The organism is Mycobacterium sp. IS-1742, assembly GCF_001500125.1.
Lineage (GTDB): Bacteria > Actinomycetota > Actinomycetes > Mycobacteriales > Mycobacteriaceae > Mycobacterium.
Map to the genome: position 1 here is coordinate 55,708 of NZ_LQIV01000018.1, position 18,719 is coordinate 74,426.

Here is an 18,719-nt window from a genome sequence, read left to right on the forward strand (position 1 = left end):
CGCCGTCCTCCGACATCAGGCCCGCGGTTGCCGCCCGCGGATGGTCTCGAGTGCCAGGTAGGTGGTCGCCGCGGCGGTACCCCCGGCCAGCCACGACAGATCGACCCCACCGAGGGCGTTCGCGATCGGCCCCTGCAACAGCGGCGTCATGCCGTACATGAACAGCCAGGTGAACAGGATGCCGACTCCGAGCGCCACCAGCGCCGTCGGCCGCACCGTCGGCAGGAGGCCTGCGTCGGGAGGGGCCAGCAGCGCCTCGGGGTCGACCTGCCGCCGCGCGATCACGAACCAGTGCACGAGAACCACCGCGGCCCACGGCGCGACCCAGCCGACGATGCCGATCAGCCAGCTGTCGATCATCAGCGCGAAGTCGCCGTTGTACACGAAGAGGACCACCCCGGCCATGGCCACGGCGCCGATGACGAGGTTGAGGATGCGCCGGTTGATGTGGATGTCGAGCGCCTGCGTCGACACCGTGCAGGTGTAGATGTTGAGGATGTTCGTGGCCAGCGGGCCGTGCACGACGAGCAGCAGGACCGGGATGGCCAGCACGCCGTACGCGTCGACGATGATCTCACCCGGGTCCGCCGACGAGCTCAGCGTCGCCAGGGTCGCGCCGAGGGCACCCAGCCAGACCACCGGGATGAACTGGCCCAACGCACTGGCCGCGAACAATCTACGGGCCGGCACGGTGGTGGACACGAATCGCGAATAGTCGGCGGCATAGCCGAACCAGGTGACGCCCCAACCGATTCCGATGGCGGTCATCACCGCGGACAGGGCCGCGATGTGTTCACCGGTGGTCAGCGACGCGTCCCCGGCGTATCCCCACTCGACGTCGAGGCCGAACCAGGCGACCGCTGTCATCGCCACCAGGATCGCCACGGTCGGCGGCACGGTCCAGCGTTCGAACGCCGCGATCACCCGGTAGCCGAACCACGCGATCACCACCTGGACCACCATGATGGCGGCGCCGACCGCGATCCGCGGACCGTGTGCGGTGCTCTCGGGATCGACGATGCCGATGCGACCGAGCAGTGCCATCACCAGGTCGAGCACGATCCAGGTGTTGACCGCACACCACCCCATGCACACGATCGCCTGCACAGCGGCGGGCACATAGGCGCCGCGGCGTCCGAAGATGGCGCGCGACAACACCATTCCCGTCACCCCGGTCCGCTGTCCGATGACGACGAAGATGCCGAACAGCGACATGCCGATCAGGTTGCCGACCGCGAGCACCGCGATCGTCTCCCAGAGGCCCAGACCCATCGTGACGCCGAGGGCGCCGAGCACCCAGTTGATCGGCGCGATGTTGGCGCCGGCCCAGATCCAGAACTGCCCGCGCACGTCGGTGGTCCTGCCGGACTCCGGGATGACGGTGAGGTCGGATTCGAGGCGCTCGGTGACGTCGGGGGTCGGCTCGCCGGTGGCGACAGCGGACATGGCGGTTCCTGTTCTCCGATGAGAGGCCAGCCGCGCCGTTGCGGTGTCCATCCTTCAGCGATGTGGGGACGATTCCCGATAGTTTTACATCGCACATTCGGTTTCCGCTCACCATCACGCCGCGCGCTGTTCGTTCGGATGCTGCAATGAGCGCATGCCGAAAACACTGAGGGGCGTGGTGCGGCTCGCATCCGCCGCGGTCCTGGCCGCGGTGGCGACGGCGCCGGTGGCTTCAGCCCAACCCGAGCCGACGGCGCCGGCGGATTTCGTCTCGCTCGCTGACGTCGACCCGTCGATCCTGCTGGACATCCGCTACGTCACGCCGCACAACTTCACCGGCGACCCGGTCGACGGATACCGGGCGCCGCTGTGCCTGCTCACCCGTGCGGCGGCCAACGCTCTGCGGCGTGCGCAGCAGGAGTTCACGGCCCGGGGTTACTCGCTGAAGGTCTACGACTGCTACCGCCCGCAGCGTGCCGTCGACCAGTTCGTCGCCTGGGCGAACGACCTGCCCGATCAGCGGATGAAGGCCGAGTTCTACCCGCGTGTGGACAAGACACGGCTGTTCGCCGACGGGTACATCGCCGACAACTCGGGGCACAGCCGGGGCAGCACCGTCGACCTCACGCTCGTCGCACTGCCCGCGAAGGAGCAGCCGCCGTTCGCGCCGGGACAGCCGCTGGTCGACTGTGCCGCACCGGTCCCAGAGCGCTTCGCGGACAACACGATCGACATGGGTACCGGTTACGACTGCTTCGACACCCTGGCGCACACCCTCGACCCGCGGGTGCAGGGTGAGCAACTGAAGAACCGGCTGCTGCTCAAGGAGGGACTCGAGGAGCAGGGTCTGGTGAACTACGACAAGGAGTGGTGGCACTTCACGTTCAAGCCCGAGACGTACCCGGACACCTACTTCGACTTCCCCGTCGACTCGTCGTCGCTGACGCGTTAAGCCACGGGCAGCAGCACCGACCGGGTCGGCTGCCACAGTGACACCGGGATGATCGACGGTCGCGAGGTCGCCATCGGGGCGCCGAGCACAGTCGCCGTCGCGCGGCCCTTGCGAGTCGGGATCTCGACGCGCGAGCCGGGTGGCCCGTAGGTGCCGGTGCAGTCGGCGCCGGTGCAGGTCCCGGCGTCGACGGCGACGCGGCCGGCGAACATGTCGTTGATCCAACCGGCCATCAGATGCTGTGCGGCAGGCGGGTTCTGGGGTTTCGGGAACCCGGCGACGAGGTAGGCGGACAGCTGGATCACGGGGTTGCCGCCGAGCATCGAGTCCATGTGGACGCCGCCGTCGAGTTCGACACCGTGGAACTTGCCGGCCCGGCCCGCATTCAAGGCCTGGGTGATGTTGCTGGTCGAGTTCAGGTAGTTGGTCGGGGCGTGCAGTTCGAGGAACGGGACGTAGGTACCGGTGGCGTCCAATGCCTGTAGCGAGTCCCCCACGATGTCGGTGCGCGGCGGGACACCGTCGAGGGAGATGACACCGGCAAGGTGGTTGGCCTCGCCGTTGGCGGTGACGAACCGGGCGTAGTGACCGGACACCCCGGCCACCAGGCCGCCGCCGAGCGAGTGCCCGACCAGGACGAAATCCAGCGGCAGAGTCGCGGTGGGGCCGTATCGGGTGGTGTAACCGGCGGCCGTGGCGCTCGCGGCGAGCGCCCCGCGGTCACCGGTGAACAGTTCGGCGACGGCGCGGTACATGGGCTCGCCCCCGAGCCAGAAGTCGTCGTCCCTGAACGGGTTCGAGGTCAGCGTGGGTGCGACCACGACACTGTTGGTGCGCTCGGCCAGGTAGGCGGCGGTGTGGCTGTACATCGTGCCGTTGGCGAGGAACCCGTGTTGCAGATAGATGATGCGCGTGGGCGGTTCGTCGGTGTCGGGGAAGTACCAGTCGGCGCTCACCCGGCGGCCGTCGGCGATCTCCAGCGTCGACGTGCTGACGGTCACGCTGCTGCCCGGCGGGAGTTGTGGCGGACCGGTGATCGCCTTCGTGACGGCGCCGAGGATGTCGAAGACCACGGAGCCGAACGCCTTGACCACCGGCGGCAGCTGATCGAGGAACCCGAACGGTGACGGCAGCGGGGTCGGCAGTGCCGGCACGGACAGCGGCGCAACGAATTCGCCTGCGGGAACGTCGGGTTCGTCGTCCTGCCGGCCCACCCGCGCCGCGGCGAGGTCCGCGTCGAACGTGGCGGTCTCGGTCGGCTCGAATTCCTCGTCAACCGTGGCGGTGTCGTCGACGGGCTCGTCGCCGACGGGCTCGTTCACGACGGGCTCGTTCACGACGGGCTCGTCGGCGGGTTCATTGTCGACGGGCTCGTTGTCGACGGGCTCGTTGTCGACCGGCTCTTCGACCTCGTCGGCTTCGGGCTCTTCAGCTTCGGGCTCTTCGGCTTCGGGCTCTTCAGCTTCGGGCTCTTCGGCCTCGGCTTCTTCGGCCTCGGCTTCTTCGGCCTCGGGTTCGTCGTCCAGGGTGGTCGTGTCGGTGGCGGCAGACGGGTCCGGATCCGTCTGCTCGGAACTCGAGGCGGGGGACGGACCGGGACCGTCGGTCTCCGCGTCGGCGGCGGCAGCGCCCGCACCCGCCAGCGCGGCCGCCGAAACGCCCGCGGTCACCGCACCGATCCCCAGCCACATCGGAATGCGTTCCATCCTCAACCCCCGTCTCGCGGCTGTCCGAGACGGATGGTGGCACAGGTCGGCGTGGCGGCGAGGCGGTTTACCCCGGGCGGCGGGGCCGGATCAGCGACCGCCGTCGCAGCAGGTCTCCCCGCGCCAGGCCTCGCGCCCCTCCCTGACCGCCACGGCGGCGATCACCAGCGCGGCGACCGGGTCGGCCCACGACCACCCGAACGCGCTGTTGAGCACCAACCCCGCCAGCAGGACCGCCGAGAGATACGTGCACAGAAGCGTCTGCTTGGAGTCGGCGACGGCCGAGACCGAGCCCAGCTCGCGACCCGCTCGCCGCTGAGCCCAGGACAACACCGGCATGATCGCCAGGCTCACCGCGGCCAGCACGATGCCGACCGTCGAGTGCCGCGCTTCGCCGATCCCGAACAGCGCACGGACGGAGTCCACCGTCACGAACGCGGCCAGCCCGAAGAAGGAGAACGCGATGACCCGCAAAGCGATCTTCTCGCGAGCTTCGGGATCGCGGCCGGCGAACTGCCAGGCCACCGCCGCGGCCGACGACACCTCGATGACCGAGTCCAGTCCGAACCCGATCAACGCCGACGACGACACCCGGGCACCCTCGGTGAGCGCCACGATCGCCTCGATGACGTTGTACGAGATGGTCGCCGCGACGAACCACCGGATGCGCCGCGCCAGCAGCTCGCGCCGGTGTGCCGTCAGAACCCGGTCGGCCGGCATCAGCAGCACTCGCAGCCGGCGCCGTCGTCCCCGGCGCAGCAGCAGTTCGGGTCGACGGCCAGCACCAGGCCCATCAGGTCGTCGAGCGCCGCGCCGATACGCCCGTCGGCCAACTCGTAGCGGGTGCGCCGGCCCTCCGGCACCGCGGTCACCAGACCGCAACCGCGAAGGCAGGCCAGGTGGTTCGACAGGATCTGGCGGCTGACGCCGAGCCGGTCGGCCAGTTCCGAGGGATAGGCCGACGTTCGGTTGAGCTCGAGCAAGATTCGCGTGCGGGTGGTATCCGACAGCGCATGGCCGAAGCGCGCCAGGGAGTCGGTGTGGGTCGACGTCGGCATGCGCTGACAGTACATCTGAATCTGTACAGTTGCCACCGGCCGAACGGCGGCGCGACGTCGCGAGTTCGGACCGCTGCACATCTGGGTATGCCGGAGCAAAGTGAACGGGTCCGACGAGGAGGCGCGCGATGGTGGGTCTGGGTGTGGTGTTGCTGGTCTTGGCCGCCGTGGCCGTACTGGTCGGCCTGGTCTTCTACGGCAACGGCGTGGGGACGGTTCCCGACCAGCCCATGCGCGATGCGTCCGCCACCCGGCGGGGCGTCTCCCGGATCGCCTGGTCGGACCTCTTCTCGACGATGAAGACCTCAGTCAAGGGAGCCACCGACTCCGAGGCGGATCGGCGTCAGCGCTCGGCCTCGATGGGGGCGTTCCTCGTGCTCGTCGGATTGATCCTGGTGGTCCTCGCGATCGTGTCGTTCCTCACCGCCATGCTGTGACCACTGATTGACCGGGTCAGCCGGCCGGCGGGTTGGGGCTCGCCGGGCTGGGGCTGACGGTCGTCGTCGTCGGCGGCGTGGTCTCGGTGACCGTGGTGGTCGCCGTGGTGGTCGGGCTGGGGCTCGTGGTCGGCGGCGGAGTGGTCGTCTCGGTGACGGTGGCGGGCGGGACGGGCGCGACCGTGGTGGTGACCGTCGACGTGGAGGTCGACGTCGACACGGACGTCTCGGTGCTCGCCGGGCTGATCACGCCGCAGGCGATGCGAGTGTCGGCGCCGTCGGTCGACCCCGGCACGTCGGAGCCCTGATGAAGCAGGATCGACGATCCGTCGGGTCCTTTGAGTTGCTCCTCGGTGAACGCGTCGGTGGTCGCGACGAGCTTGCCCGCTCCGTCGGAGCGCACCAGCAGGGGCGGCAGGTCGCCGCTGGCAGGCATGCCGGTCTTGCCGTCGGCCTGGAAGTGTTCGCCCGCCGAGGCGAAGTCCCCCGTCGGTCCGCCGTCGGGCGCGGGCGAGTTCGGCTCGCACCGGCCGAACTGGTGGATGTGCAGACCGTGGAAGCCCGGTGACAGGGTGCCGTCGCCGACCGTCTGGACGGTCACGGTGGCGTAGCCGTCGGCGAAGTCGATGGTGGCGTCGGCGACCGCGTTGCCGTCCGTCGTCTTGATCTGGGTGGTCAGCGCTGCAGGGGCGGCTCCCGACGTGGTCGGGGTGGACTCACTGTCCCCCGATTCGTTGCCGCAGGCGGTGAGGACGGCAGCGGGCGTGGCGAGCAAAGCGATGGCGACGGTGACATGCTTTTTCATGGCCGCCTCGTACCCTTGCGGCGCCGCAAACAAACCGCCGCGATCCGACGGGCGGCATCTCAGCAAAGCTGCGGAAATCGCATTCTCGAAAATGATTGGGCGTTTTCATCGAATGTCGGGCGGCTTCTCCGCAATGGAGAGTACGTTTCCACCATGCAGACGGTGCGTAGCTTCTGCCGGATCTGCACCTCGGTGTGCGGCATCCTCGTCGACGTCGACGGTGACCAGGTCGTCCGCGTCCGAGGCGACCAAGATCATCCGTTCTCCCGGGGGTACACCTGCGGGAAGGGGCGGGCGCTGCCGTTGTTGCATCATCATCCGGACCGGCTCGAGCGGCCGCAGATGCGGATCGACGGCAAATTGCAGGACACCCCGTGGGAGGTGTGCCTCGACGATCTCGGCGCGCGGCTCAAGGACGTCATCGACCGGCACGGGCCGGAGTCGGTGGCGTTCTACTTCAGCACCATGGAGAGTGCCGGATTCCGGATGGCCGAAGCCCTGCACGCGGCCATCGGCACACCCGCGAAGTTCAGCCCGCTGACCATCGACGGCACCGCCAAACCGCTGGTCTCCGACCTGGTCGGCGGGTTCATGGGCCTGTCCGGGCGCACCGATTTCGACAACGCCGACTTCCTCATGCTCGTCGGCGTCAACCCGGTGGTGTCCCACGGCCACGCGATCTCCATGCCCAACCCGACCGGGACGGTGCGCGAGATCGCCAGGCGCGGTCAGGTGTGGGTGATCGACCCGCGCCGCACCGAGACCGCACGCCTGGCCACCGGCCACCTCGCCCCGCGACCGAGCACCGATCACGCGGTGCTGGCGTATCTGGTGCGCGAGATCCTGCAGGACGGGATGAAGCCGGACGTTCCCGTGCAGGGACTCGACGAACTCGCCGCGGCGGTCGAACCGTTCACGCTCGCGCACACCGCGCAACTCGCCGACGTCGACCCCGGCGACTTGACGCGCCTCGTCGCGGCGGTCCGCAGCGCCGACTGCGTGGCGATCGAGACCGGCACCGGTGTCACGATGACCGCCGATCGGGCCAACGTCACGCAGTGGCTGGCGTGGGTGCTGATGATCCTCACCGGTGCGATGAACCGGCCCGGCGGCACGTGGTTCCACCCCGGATTCGCGTATCAGCTCGAGGCATTCGGCGATCTGCTGCCGGTCACGCCGACCGAGGGGGCGTTCGGGCCGGGCCCGAGGAGCCGGCCCGAGGCACAGGCCTTCATCAACGAATGGCCGTGCGCCGTGCTGCCCGACGAGATCGCGGCGGGCAACATCCGCGCGCTCATCAACGTCGGCGGGAGCCTGGTGACCAGCTTCCCCGAGACCGGCAAGCTGGTACCCGCGCTGCAGTCACTGGAGGTGTTCGCCACCACCGAGATCGTCAACAACGAGACGACGCAGTTGGCCACCCACGTGCTGCCGACCAAAGATCCGCTCGAGCGCCCCGACATCACGATCCACGACATCCTCAGCGCCCGGGTGTCGGTGCAGTACACCCCCGCGGTGGTGGCGCCGGTCGGCGAACGACGCTCGATGTGGTGGGTGTTCGCCGAACTCGGCAGGCGCCTCGGCTACGACCTCGGGAGCCTCGGCGACCCCACTACCAGCACCGACGATGACGTGCTGAGCGTCCTGCTCGCCGGTGCCCGCTCGAAGTACGACGAGGTCGCCGCGACCGGCTTCGCCGATGCGGGCCGCGAACTGCCGGCGGCGTGGGTCGACGCGCACATCGACCGGATGGGTGGGTGGCGTCTCGCGCCGCCGCTGCTGGTCGATCAGCTCCGGGCACTGGAACCGCCGCCGCCGCTGGTGATGGTGCCGCGCAGGCAGCGCAAGAAGCTCAACGGCCAGCTCGACTTCCTCGGGGAGCCGCCCGAGATCCTGATCAACCCCGAGGACGGCGCCGCCGCGGGCGTCGTCAGCGGCGCTCCGGTCACGGTGCGCAGCGCCAACGGGGAGATCACCGGCGTCGCGAAACTCGATCAGTCGATGCGGCGCGGCGCGGTGTCGATCCCACACGGACATCACGTCGCCAACGTCAACCGGCTCACCAGCAAGGACGACATCGACGTCGTGACCGGTATGGTCCGCTACTCCGGGATCGCGGTCAGCCTGCACCCGGCCTGACCCCGGCGGGTCATGTGTCGCGCCGCGAGATCGCGGGGTGGTCACATCCCGGCGTCAAGTCGGCGGCTCGCTGGACGTATCGGAATCCGCTGTTAGGGTCGGGGCCATCGTGCAGTACGACGACGCGGTTCTCCAGAAGCGATGGCGCACAGCCGTCGCGCTGGCGCTTGCGGTCTGGCTCGTCGCGGTCGGGTTCCCATGGACTCCGCCGAAAGCGGAGCACCCGCACCACGGGGCGCACGCCCTTGCCGCCGGCCCGCGCGGCGACTTCAACTCCGCCATAGTGACGGATCACGCACACTTCGAGAACGGGTCGACACCCGTCTCTCCCGACACCTTCGCCGAGGCGATACGGCCTCGCGCCACCGTGCCCCTGATGGCGCTCGGCCTACTCACCGCAATGGTCGCCGTCGCCGTGTTCTATCTCGGGGCCGCTTCTGCCCCCATTCGCGGTCCACCCCGCAGGGTGGCTGTACCGCTGACCGGCCGGACCCTGTTGACCCGGCTCTGCATCGCGCGCTGCTGATCGGGCAGCGCCGACCCTGCTTCCCCGAGCACGGTCGGTCGAGCTGCCCCCTGATCAGCGGCTGCGCGGCACGCCGTCGCGGCCTCGAACCGAAGCGACGCACCCGTATGAACCCTGTCCTGTCCCCACGCACATTCAGCATGTCCCCGTCCCGCCAGCGCCGTCTCGGACGCTACGAACGCCCGGGCACGATGGTCGGCGACACCCCGGTCCTACGCATCGGGGCACCCTTCGCCCCGGACGAACGCGGCTTCTGGGCCAAGCTCGAAGGTTTCAACCCCGGCGGCATGAAAGACCGGCCCGCCATGCACATGGTCGAACGCGGCCGGGCCGGCGGCGCGCTACGCCCCGGCGCGCGGATCGTCGAATCCACCAGCGGAACGCTCGGGCTCGGGCTGGCGCTCGCCGGGACGGCGTACGGTCATCCCGTCACGCTGGTCACCGACCCCGGGATGGAACCCATCATCCAGCGGATGCTGTCCGCATTCGGCGCCCGCATCGACCTGGTGACCGAACCGCACCCTGTCGGAGGCTGGCAGCGAGCACGCCAGGACCGCGTGCAGCAGATTCTGTCCGTCGATCCGCACGCCTGGTATCCGGACCAGTACAACAACCCCGACAACGTCGAGGCCTACCGGCCGCTGGCCCTCGAGCTGCAGGCACAGCTCGGCGCCATCGACGTCCTGGTGTGCTCGGTGGGCACCGGCGGGCACTCGGCGGGGGTCGCCCGCGTACTGCGGGAGTCCAACCCCGGCCTACGGTTGATCGGCGTGGACACCGTCGGGTCGACGATTTTCGGCCAGCCCGCCGGCACGCGGCTGATGCGCGGCCTCGGGTCCAGCATCTATCCGGGCAATGTGGACTACGCCGCGTTCAACGAAGTGCACTGGGTTGCTCCCGCAGAGGCGGTGTGGGCCTGCCGCACCCTGGCCGCCACGCACTACACCAGCGGTGGGTGGAGTGTCGGGGCGGTCGCCTTGGTGGCCGGCTGGGCCGCGCGCACGCTTCCGGCCACGACCACGATCGCCGCGATTTTCCCGGACGGGCCGCAACGCTACTTCGACACCGTCTACAACGACGAGTACTGCCGCACCCATGACCTGATCGATCACTCGCCGTCTGCAGAACCCGAGGTGATCGGCCATCCGCGCGATCGGGTGGTGTCGTCGTGGACGCGCTGCACCGACGTGGTCGACCCGGTGGCGGTGACGCGGTGACGGGCCTTTCGACACAGTTCCGCAGCTTCGGCTGGCCCAGCCGGATGCTGATGATCAACCAGTTCGGCATCAACCTGGGCTTCTACATGCTGATGCCCTATCTGGCCGGTTACCTGGCCGGGCCGTTGGGGTTGGCCGCATGGGCGGTTGGCCTGGTGTTGGGGGTGCGCAACTTCTCCCAGCAGGGCATGTTCATCGTCGGCGGAACGCTCGCCGACCGGCTCGGATACAAGCCGTTGATCGTGGCCGGATGTCTGTTACGGACTGCGGGTTTCGGCCTGCTGATCTTCGCCGAATCCCTACCGGCGGTATTGATCGCCTCTGCGGCAACAGGATTCGCCGGGGCGCTGTTCAACCCGGCGGTGCGTGCGTATCTCGCCGCTGACTCGGGGCCGCGACGCGTCGAGGCGTTCGCGGTGTTCAACATCTTCTATCAGGCCGGGATCCTGGCAGGCCCGCTGGTCGGGCTGGCGCTGATGGTCCTCGACTTCCGTATCGCGGCCGCAGGGGCGACCATCGTCTTCGCCGCGTTGACCGTCGCCCAGTTGTTCGCGCTGCCCCAGCACCGCGCCACGACACCCGATGAGAAGACGTCGGTGTTGGCGGATTGGCGTGTGGTGGTGGCGAATCGATCGTTCCTGTTGTTCGCGGCAGCGATGATCGGCTCGTATGTGTTGTCTTTCCAGGTATATCTGGCGTTGCCGTTGCAGGCCGGGATGCTCGCCCCTGACGATGAGAACCTGATCGTCGCTGGGGTGTTCGTGGTGTCGGGTGTGGTGGCGGTGTTCGGCCAGCTACACATCACGCGGTGGTTCAGCGCCCGTTGGGGTGCCGGGCACTCCCTCGTGGTGGGCTTGGTGATCCTGTCGGCGGCGTTCCTACCGCTGATGGCGGTGGCGGACGCAAGCCGCTTCGGGGACGGTGTGGCGGTCGCCGCGCTGCTGGTGGCCGCGGGCGTGCTGGCGGTCGGATCGGCGGCGGTGTTCCCGTTCGAGATGGACACCGTGGTCTCGCTCGCGAACGACCGGCTGGTCGGCACGCACTACGGCTTCTACAACACCATCGTCGGTGTCGGGATCCTGGTCGGGAACCTCGCCACCGGATCACTGATGCAGGCCGCCCGCGACGCGGGTATGGCGGAGATGACGTGGGTGGGGTTGACGGTGATCGGGTTGGCGTCGGCCGCGGCGCTGTACCGACTCGACCGGACCGGTCGGCTTCGAACCCGTGTGATCACCGCTGTCTAGACGCCGGTGAGCGGGCGGCCGTCGGCCTGCCACGCCCGCATGCCGCCGCGCAGTTCGACCATGTCGGTGTAGCCGAGATCGCGCAGCGTCGCGGCTGCGGTCGTGCTCATCGGCCCGGAGCGGCAGTAGACGGCCAGCGGGGTGGACCGGTCGGCCGGGAGGCGGTCGGCCTGCTCGGCGATCCGGTCGAACGGTATCGACAGATCCGTGCCCGCGATATCGCCCTCGAACGGCACGTGCACGTTGATGGTCAGCCGCCCGGGCTCGGCGACGGCGTCGGCGAACTCAGCGGGACCCACCAGGCGGGCGGCGGACGCCGCTTGGGCACTCGACGGCGGAGCCTGCGCCTCGGTTCCGCATGCCGAGAGGGTCAGCACGGCGCACACCGCGGCCGCGACCAAACCCCGGCGAATCTTCCGCTCCCGCATGGCCTTCAACGTACTCCCCCTCAGCGCGTCGCCTCGGGCAGCATGCGTTCACGCAGGGAGTCGTAGATGGGTGGCGACCGAATCAGTTCGGCAGCCAGGACGGCCGCCGCGGTGGCGGCGAGCATCGGGATGGCGACGGCGGTGGTGGCCGTCATCTCGATGACGACCACGATGCCCGTCACGGGTGCGCGCACCGTGGCCCCGAAGAATGCGGCCATACCGACCAGTGCCATCGGAATGCTCAGCGCGGCAACGTCACCGGGCAACAGCGGGTCGGCCACGCCCACGAAGAGCAACCCCCACAGTGCGCCGACCGCCAGCAACGGCGCGAACAGCCCACCCGGGACCGCCGCCGAATAGGACAGCGGACCGGCGACGAAGCGCACGAGGAGATACCCGACCACCACGGGCAGGACGATCTCGTGGCCCCCGAGGATCAGCTGCGTCAAGGTGTCGCCGCCGCCGACGGCTTGGGGATAGACGAACATCGCCAGACCGATGATGGCGCCGATGGCCGCGGCCTTGGCGATCGCCGGAATGCGCCGGATCCCGCCGACATGGTCGAGGAACCACAGCACCAGCCGGTTGTACGCCGCACCCAGGCATCCGGTCAGCAGGCCGAAGACCACGAACAGGGGTAGCCAGGTCAGCGCGGGGGTCTCGATGGACGTGACGAAGAAGTCCGGTTCGTTGCCGAGGATGAAGCGCATGCACCCGACGGCGGTGGCGGCCGCCAGAAGGGTGGCCAGAACCGCCGGCAGCCGAAACGATTTGGTGACCTCTTCGAGCGCGAACAGGGTGCCGCCGATCGGCGCGTTGAAGGCCACCGCCAGCCCGGCGCCGCCGACGGCCGTCTGCATCAAACGGACGTCCGCGTCGGGAAGGCGGGCACGGCGGGCCGCCTCGGCCCCGATGGCCGCACCCATGTGCACGGTCGGGCCTTCGCGTCCGAGCACGAGGCCGGATCCGATCGACAGAACGCCGCCGATGAACTTCGCGGGCAGCAGGATCAGCAGCGGCGCACGGGCGTCGCCGCGGTAGACGGCTTCGACGTGCTGAATTCCGCTGCCGGCGGCCAGGGGCACCCAGCGCACGATCAGCGCGGCCAGCGTCGCGCCGAGCGCCGCAGCGGCCATGGGCACCAACCATCCCGGGCCCGCGAGATCGTGGGCCCAGTCGACGAAGTCGATCCGCAGGCGGTCGGCGGTCTGCAGACACCAGCGGAAGGCGCCGCCGATGAATCCGATCGCCACACCGGCGACGACGGCCGTCGTGCAGAGGAGGATCCATCCGCTCCGGACTCCGGCAGGCTGGTCGTTGTCGGACGCCGGTTCGGTCATGACGCGGACGGCGAGTGGTCGTCCCTGTCGTCGATGCGCACGACCCGGTGGCCTCCTTCGGAACGGCAGACGGGTGTCCAGTCTCGCAGCTGCACGGCGGCCGCGAAATCGGTGATTAGCGCGGTCACGTCGTCGGCCAGTTCGATCTGCGGAAAGTGGCTGCTGCCCGGCAGGATCGCCTGCCGGGCTCGGGGCACGCGGCTACTGACCAGATCCAGCCAGGGCGATGGCATGCCCGGCGCCAACGACACCCGCTCGCGGGCGGTGTCCATGGTCGTGCTCTGGATCGCCAGAAGGGGGACGTCGACCGCGTCGAGAGCCGCCTCCACCTCGCCCGCGTCCCAGCGAGCCAGATCCGTCAGCAAGGGTCTGCCCAACTCCGCGGGGAAGCGCAGCGCACGGTCGACAATCGCTCGTCGTGTCGCGGGATCACTCGATGGTACGAACATCGACTCGAAGAAATCCCGCATGAAACGTAGGTAGCCGTCGCCGACGAGTTCGTCGGCCATGGACTGACCGGCGGCCGCGGGATCACCGGCGCCGATCCGGCTGCCGTCTACGAGCACCAGACCCGCCACGATCCGGGGTCGCGCCCGGTGCGCCGCGAGCACTACCCGGCACCCCATGCTGTGGCCGACGAGGATCGCCGGCGGCCCATCGAGCGCGGCCACGGCCCGGGCGACCGCGGTGCCGTAGGCCTCGATGGTGCACTCCGGCGGCGTCCCCGGACTGAGGCCGTGGCCGGGCAGGTCGCACGTCGCGACCGTCATCCGGGGGGTCAGCGCCCGGGCCTGTGCGCGCCAGTCCCTCCCGTCGCAGGCCAGACCATGCACGAAGAACACTGGAGGGTCCCCGACCCCGGCCCTGGTGATGTGCATGCCCCGAGCTCCTCCCGGACCGCTTTGCGGCGAACCAGAATCGTGTCACGTCAGGGTCCGGCCCGAGGCGAGAAAGTCGCTTCGCCGCTACGTTGCCGTCGGTGACCGAAGGGTGGGCTACGTCTCGTCAGCGACGCCGTGGCGGCTCTGGTGGGAGCCCGGGGCGTCCGGGTCGCTGTGTTGATCGTCGAGCTGCTCCTGCGTCTCCCGCTGCTCGTCGGTTGCCTGGGTGGCGTCGACGGGCTTGGCAGGCGGATCGTTTCGCTGACTCATGCCTCAGAGTCGCCCGATGAGACGATGGCCAAACCGTTGAGAGAACCACGTCCCGGGTCACGCGCAGTTCAGCGAGACGGTGATGGTGCGTTTGACCACGACCGGAATGAGCGCTCTGTCGTCGTCGCGGTCCTCCACCAGCGTCAGGCGCTTCTGCTCCCGCGGCCGGCCGATCTCGGTGATCTGGCACTCCTCGAGCGGGGCGCTACCGACGCGGGTGACCCGCACGTCGAACCCGGTGGCTTCCAGCTGATGGATCGTGGTGGCCGCCGAATCTGCGCGGGCCGGCGCCGCCGGGCCGGCCAGAATGGCTCCCACGGCAACGGCTGCGGCCACAGTGGAAAGCCCGACCGCCCGCAGGACCGGGGCGTGGATGGTGATGAAGGTGTTCATGGCGAGATATCCTCTCTGCGTTTGCGATTCCGAAGAACCGCTGTCGTCTGACTGACACAGATCGTGTCGCAGTCGCGCCCGCGGTACTTGGAGGTTGTGTGGAGAACACGTGGAGATCGTCGGCACCGAAAAGACCGCCGGTTGCCTGTCACCCACTCCCCCGCGCAGGCCACGTACCGTCGATGCCATGGTGTTGGCGCGTGAACTGGGTGCGATCAGGAGCGGTCTGGGCCGCGCGGTGTTCGGGATGGTCGCCGGGCCGGACGGGCCGGACAACCGGGCACGCATCCACGGCACGCCGGGTCCGCGGTGGTTCGCCGAGGATCGACCGATCCGCCGCGTCCACGCCGACGCGTCGATGTTCGTCGGAGGATTGCGCGCATTGCTGCTGCAGTCCCTGCATCCCCTGGCGATGGCCGGCGTCGCCGACCACTCCGACTATCGCGCCGATCCCTGGGGGCGTCTCCAGCGCACCAGCACATTCCTCGCCGTCACCACCTTCGGACCGGCCGCCGACGCGCAACGAGCCGTCGACAAGGTCCGCGGCATCCACCGCCGCGTACGCGGGGTGGCGCCGGACGGCACACCGTATGACGCCAGTGATCCCCACCTTCTCGAATGGGTGCACATCGCCGAGATCGACAGCTTCCTGCTGGCGCACCAGCTCTACGGGTCACGGCCCCTGGATCAGGCCGACCGCGATGCGTACGTCTCCGACACCGCCCGCGTCGCAACCGCTCTCGGGGTGCTGAATCCACCCCGCACCGAGGGTGAACTGCGTGACCGGATCGAGGCGTACCGACCGGAGCTGCGCAGCACCGCGGCCGCCCGCGACGCCGCGCGGTTCCTGTTGCTGACGCCGCCGCTGCCGTTGCCGGCACGGGCACCCTACGGGGTGCTGGCCGCCACCGCGGTGGCGATGCTGCCGGGGTGGGCACGTAAGCCGTTGTGGCTGCCGTACTTTCCGCCTCTCGAAGCGACGGCGGTGCGCGGCGCCGGACGGGTGCTCGTCGGTGGGATCCGGTGGGTGATGACGGCGGGTCAGGTGACCGCCGTCCACCCCGCGCCTGCCCGCTGACGAGACAATCGTCGGCCCGAGCGTAGGGCGGAGGTCAGCGTGCGGAGCCTGCAGCTGTCAACAGCAGCGCTGCCTCGTTGTAGGGGAACGCCCGGTAGAACAGCCGCGAACGCGGAGTGACGAGGGCTTCGGCCTCGGCCTTGCTCACCACACGCGGGTTCGTGAGCGTGACGGCGTGTCCGCGCTTGTGCAGCACCGTGGGCCCGCCGGCGAGCACGTTCTTCAACCAGTCCGTCTGGAGGCCGTAGCCGATGAGGATGGCGTAGCCATCCCTGGTCTTGAACACGAGGAGGGGCGTTCGATATCGCTTACCCGACTTCCGGCCCACGTGCTCGAGCGTGCCGAGGTTCGGGAGCCACGGTGTGATCGCGCGCGCCGCAGGATTGGTCACTCGCCTGTTGAACTCTGCGACTCGTCGAGGCATGCGCATAGTCGGAGTTTAGGTGTTGGCGGGTCGTCCGGATGGCGGTCGATACTCTCGCTCCATGCCGAATGAAGGCGGAGGCGAGGGGACTCCAGCGGTCGGTGCTCGGGAAGCTTATGACGCGGTCGCCGCTGCATACGATGCCGCTCTCGCCGATGAACTCGACGCCAAGCCCCTGGACCGTGCCCTCCTGACGGCATTCGTGGATCTGACCGGCCCGGGTCTCATTTGCGACATCGGTTGCGGCCCTGGCCATATCACTCGCTTCTTGGCCCAACGGCACGCGGAGGTCCTCGGCCTGGACCTCTCCCCGGCAATGATCGACATAGCGCGACGGCGTGCCCCCGGGCTGAGTTTCACGGTGGGGTCCATGCTGAATCTGACGGTCGCGGACAATGCCTGGGCCGGTGCGGTGGCGCTGTATTCGATCATCCACCTGGCGCCGTCGGAGCGCTCAGCGGCATGTCACGAGTTCGCCCGAGTGCTACGGCCAGGGGGATGGCTGATGCTTGCCTTTCACGTCGACAGCCCCGAGTTCGCGGCCGGCGCCGTCAACCACCTCACGAGCTGGTTCGGCCAGCGCGTTGAACTCGACGGGTACTTCCTCGAGCCCGACGACGTGGTCGCGCAGCTAGTGGCGGCCGGGTTCACGGTCAGGGCGCGGCTGGAACGGGAGCCCCTCGACGGGGTGGAATACCCCAGCCGTCGCTGTTACCTGCTCGCCCAGCGCTGAGACGCGCAGACCGCCAATGCCGTGCCCCCAGTCGGACTCGAACCGACACTTGGCGGATTTTAAGTCCGCTGCCTCGGGTGTCTAGCAACCCATGCTGACGCCGCCGCTGACCCAATTCGGCATCCAATCGCGTTTCACAACATCGGTTTTTAGGCCCTCACCCGCTAGTTTGGATCGTTCACAGCAAACGCCCCAGCTCAGCATGTTCCGTGTTCGTTGCTGACGCGCCGCTGACACAGCTGTGCCAGGTCGCTGGCGCCTGGCCCTCCCCTACCCGTCCCCCGGGCCGGAGGTGAGCTCCGCACCGCTTCCGGCTACAGCCAGCTCTGTACTCCGCCGTGGCCTGAGCATGTACCGCTGCGGTGTGTGCTGAAGGAATACGAACCGTCTTTACAGACTGCGGTAGCGCCCGATGGCACGCCCGAGCCCGGAGGCACCTGCCGGGGATCAGGAATGCACGTCTACGTTTTCGTAGTAGCCGCCCGGGCATGCCAGCATCGACGTCGGCGCGGGTGGCGAAATCGCCGGGGTGACACCTAGGCCGACTACCCCCGCCGCAACAATGGCGATGCCGGTGCGTTTCCACGAAATCACTGCTAGCCCCTGATCTTGATACCCACATCCCCGACCCCAGCAAAGAGTAGCGATCCGTCCCTATCGGGCATGAGGGGCTTTGGTCCCAAAAAGGGCACTCAGTTCCGGCGAACCGCAATGCTGGGCGTGCATAACACCCCCACTTGTGACACAGATCACAATATGTCTTGCGGCAAACCGCGCATTCTTGAGAACCGCTCTTAGATTCGCAGGCTGGGGCGTCGAGTTTTCTTGCCTAGACTTTGCACAGTTCTGCAGCCAATTTTCCTAATCGCGAATCAACCTGTATACGGCGGTGTTTGGCTCCACACAGCTACATATAGCAATATGCTCTCCCCACCGGCCCGAGTGACCGAGTTACGTACTTTGACAACTTCACAGTGAAGGCGCACGGAGCTGTCAAGGCGAGAACACATCGGCCACGCAGCCCCAAAATTGGAAGGCGGGCAGGGTTGCGTGGCCGTGTGCGCCGATGCGTTGCAGTCGAAAGAAGGATGAAAGCCCGCAACGCACCGACTGCGGACAGGTCTACGGGCGTACCTGCACCCCCGGCACCCGGGTGTGGTAGCGACCGCCTTCGGCTGGCCCTACGTTCTCATTGCCTTTCGGTGTCAGGCCGCCGCCCCAGCTGTACTCGGACCATTCGCGGTCGGCGCTACGGTGTGCTGCGCCGACGGGGTCCAGCTTGTCGGGGTCAGAGCCGCTGGGCGTATCTGAGCGGCCGAAGCAGCTTGCGCCAGATGTCATAGCTGCCTACTAGGTAACGATGGTCGGCGGCGTGTACTCGGCATCTGGCGTGATCTGACACACCGCAGCTGCACCGCGCCAGCGCGTACCCACACCGAACCCACGCGTGTAGAAGCTTTCCTGAAGCGGGTAGCCCGGCACCGCACCGGGGATCATCCGCAGGCCCTGATACGCGGGTGTGGGGTGCTGGCGCACACCGATGGCGTTGTTAGGGCTGTTCAAAGGCTCTCACGGAGTCTGAGGTGCCATCGCCCATGGGCGGAGCGTGGAGCTACAGCACCGTTCGCCGGGTGCTTGA

General features: G+C 68.5%; 20 protein-coding genes. 8 read left to right on the forward strand and 12 right to left on the reverse strand.

Going from position 1 to position 18,719, the window contains the following annotated elements; all coding sequences use genetic code 11:
- Window positions 1-15: 15 nt before the first annotated feature.
- Window positions 16-1,446, reverse strand: coding sequence for a cytosine permease (locus AU196_RS12990; RefSeq protein ID WP_059095485.1), 1,431 nt, complete (start codon window positions 1,444-1,446; stop codon window positions 16-18).
- 154 nt (window positions 1,447-1,600) lie between these two features.
- Between AU196_RS12990 and AU196_RS12995 the strand changes: the two genes are divergently transcribed.
- On the forward strand, window positions 1,601-2,398 hold the full coding sequence (locus tag AU196_RS12995; protein WP_059095486.1) for a M15 family metallopeptidase: 798 nt from the start codon (window positions 1,601-1,603) through the stop codon (window positions 2,396-2,398).
- On the opposite strand, the gene AU196_RS13000 is transcribed toward AU196_RS12995, so the two are convergent.
- From AU196_RS13000 to AU196_RS13010, 3 genes are all read right to left on the reverse strand, one after another.
- Window positions 2,395-4,104: an alpha/beta hydrolase gene (locus AU196_RS13000; RefSeq protein ID WP_059095487.1), complete on the reverse strand. Its 1,710-nt coding sequence runs from the start codon at window positions 4,102-4,104 to the stop codon at window positions 2,395-2,397. The two genes, AU196_RS12995 and AU196_RS13000, sit on opposite strands and share 4 nt — an antisense overlap.
- Before the next feature lie 90 nt (window positions 4,105-4,194).
- Window positions 4,195-4,824 carry a cation efflux transmembrane domain-containing protein gene (locus AU196_RS13005; RefSeq protein WP_059095513.1) on the reverse strand — a complete coding sequence of 210 codons (630 nt, stop codon included), beginning with the start codon at window positions 4,822-4,824 and terminating at the stop codon, window positions 4,195-4,197.
- Window positions 4,824-5,162, reverse strand: a complete 339-nt coding sequence (locus AU196_RS13010; RefSeq protein ID WP_059095514.1) for an ArsR/SmtB family transcription factor — start codon at window positions 5,160-5,162, stop codon at window positions 4,824-4,826. The genes AU196_RS13005 and AU196_RS13010 overlap by 1 nt, the downstream gene beginning before the upstream one ends.
- Window positions 5,163-5,290: 128 nt before the next feature.
- On the opposite strand from AU196_RS13010, the gene AU196_RS13015 reads away from it, so the two are divergent.
- Window positions 5,291-5,599 (forward strand): hypothetical protein, encoded by a 309-nt coding sequence (locus AU196_RS13015; RefSeq protein ID WP_059095488.1) that lies wholly within the window; start codon window positions 5,291-5,293, stop codon window positions 5,597-5,599.
- A gap of 16 nt (window positions 5,600-5,615) precedes the next feature.
- Here the strand turns inward: AU196_RS13015 and AU196_RS13020 are convergent, their stop codons facing one another.
- A complete protein-coding gene (locus tag AU196_RS13020; protein WP_197415775.1) occupies window positions 5,616-6,404 on the reverse strand; it encodes a superoxide dismutase family protein in 789 nt (262 codons plus the stop codon).
- Window positions 6,405-6,557: 153 nt separating this feature from the next.
- Between AU196_RS13020 and AU196_RS13025 the strand changes: the two genes are divergently transcribed.
- The 4 genes from AU196_RS13025 to AU196_RS13040 all read left to right on the forward strand — a co-directional run bounded on the left by AU196_RS13025 (window position 6,558) and on the right by AU196_RS13040 (window position 11,533).
- Window positions 6,558-8,543, forward strand: coding sequence for a molybdopterin-containing oxidoreductase family protein (locus tag AU196_RS13025; protein ID WP_059095489.1), 1,986 nt, complete (start codon window positions 6,558-6,560; stop codon window positions 8,541-8,543).
- Between the two features lie 109 nt (window positions 8,544-8,652).
- Window positions 8,653-9,069, forward strand: a complete 417-nt coding sequence (lpqS, locus tag AU196_RS13030; protein WP_082695705.1) for a putative copper homeostasis (lipo)protein LpqS — start codon at window positions 8,653-8,655, stop codon at window positions 9,067-9,069.
- 107 nt (window positions 9,070-9,176) lie between these two features.
- On the forward strand, window positions 9,177-10,286 hold the full coding sequence (locus AU196_RS13035) for a PLP-dependent cysteine synthase family protein (RefSeq protein ID WP_059095490.1): 1,110 nt from the start codon (window positions 9,177-9,179) through the stop codon (window positions 10,284-10,286).
- Window positions 10,283-11,533: an MFS transporter gene (locus AU196_RS13040; protein WP_059095516.1), complete on the forward strand. Its 1,251-nt coding sequence runs from the start codon at window positions 10,283-10,285 to the stop codon at window positions 11,531-11,533. Before AU196_RS13035 ends, AU196_RS13040 begins: the two co-directional genes overlap by 4 nt.
- Here the strand turns inward: AU196_RS13040 and AU196_RS13045 are convergent.
- The 5 genes from AU196_RS13045 to AU196_RS13060 all read right to left on the reverse strand — a co-directional run bounded on the left by AU196_RS13045 (window position 11,530) and on the right by AU196_RS13060 (window position 14,845).
- Entirely contained in the window at window positions 11,530-11,961 is a 432-nt protein-coding gene (locus AU196_RS13045; protein ID WP_059095491.1) for a rhodanese-like domain-containing protein, read from the reverse strand. The two genes, AU196_RS13040 and AU196_RS13045, sit on opposite strands and share 4 nt — an antisense overlap.
- A 20-nt stretch (window positions 11,962-11,981) precedes the next feature.
- The gene (locus tag AU196_RS13050) at window positions 11,982-13,301 is read right to left on the reverse strand and encodes a ClC family H(+)/Cl(-) exchange transporter (RefSeq protein ID WP_059095492.1); all 1,320 of its coding nucleotides are present in this window, start codon (window positions 13,299-13,301) and stop codon (window positions 11,982-11,984) included.
- Complete coding sequence (locus AU196_RS13055; RefSeq protein WP_082695706.1) at window positions 13,298-14,179, reverse strand: alpha/beta fold hydrolase; 882 nt, start codon at window positions 14,177-14,179, stop codon at window positions 13,298-13,300. The genes AU196_RS13050 and AU196_RS13055 overlap by 4 nt, the downstream gene beginning before the upstream one ends.
- A 117-nt stretch (window positions 14,180-14,296) precedes the next feature.
- The gene (locus AU196_RS25830; protein WP_197415776.1) at window positions 14,297-14,452 is read right to left on the reverse strand and encodes a hypothetical protein; all 156 of its coding nucleotides are present in this window, start codon (window positions 14,450-14,452) and stop codon (window positions 14,297-14,299) included.
- Window positions 14,453-14,509: 57 nt separating this feature from the next.
- Complete coding sequence (locus AU196_RS13060) at window positions 14,510-14,845, reverse strand: hypothetical protein (protein ID WP_059095493.1); 336 nt, start codon at window positions 14,843-14,845, stop codon at window positions 14,510-14,512.
- Between the two features lie 187 nt (window positions 14,846-15,032).
- Between AU196_RS13060 and AU196_RS13065 the strand changes: the two genes are divergently transcribed.
- Window positions 15,033-15,923, forward strand: a complete 891-nt coding sequence (locus AU196_RS13065) for an oxygenase MpaB family protein (protein WP_197415777.1) — start codon at window positions 15,033-15,035, stop codon at window positions 15,921-15,923.
- A gap of 34 nt (window positions 15,924-15,957) precedes the next feature.
- Here the strand turns inward: AU196_RS13065 and AU196_RS13070 are convergent, their stop codons facing one another.
- Window positions 15,958-16,353, reverse strand: coding sequence for a nitroreductase family deazaflavin-dependent oxidoreductase (locus AU196_RS13070; protein WP_059095494.1), 396 nt, complete (start codon window positions 16,351-16,353; stop codon window positions 15,958-15,960).
- Window positions 16,354-16,408: 55 nt separating this feature from the next.
- Here AU196_RS13070 and AU196_RS13075 point away from each other — a divergent pair, with 55 nt between their 5' ends.
- Window positions 16,409-17,080: a class I SAM-dependent methyltransferase gene (locus AU196_RS13075; protein ID WP_059095495.1), complete on the forward strand. Its 672-nt coding sequence runs from the start codon at window positions 16,409-16,411 to the stop codon at window positions 17,078-17,080.
- Between the two features lie 314 nt (window positions 17,081-17,394).
- Here AU196_RS13075 and AU196_RS26340 read toward each other — a convergent pair whose 3' ends face one another.
- The gene (locus AU196_RS26340; RefSeq protein WP_353647244.1) at window positions 17,395-17,517 is read right to left on the reverse strand and encodes a DUF3761 domain-containing protein; all 123 of its coding nucleotides are present in this window, start codon (window positions 17,515-17,517) and stop codon (window positions 17,395-17,397) included.
- Window positions 17,518-18,719: the final 1,202 nt, after the last annotated feature.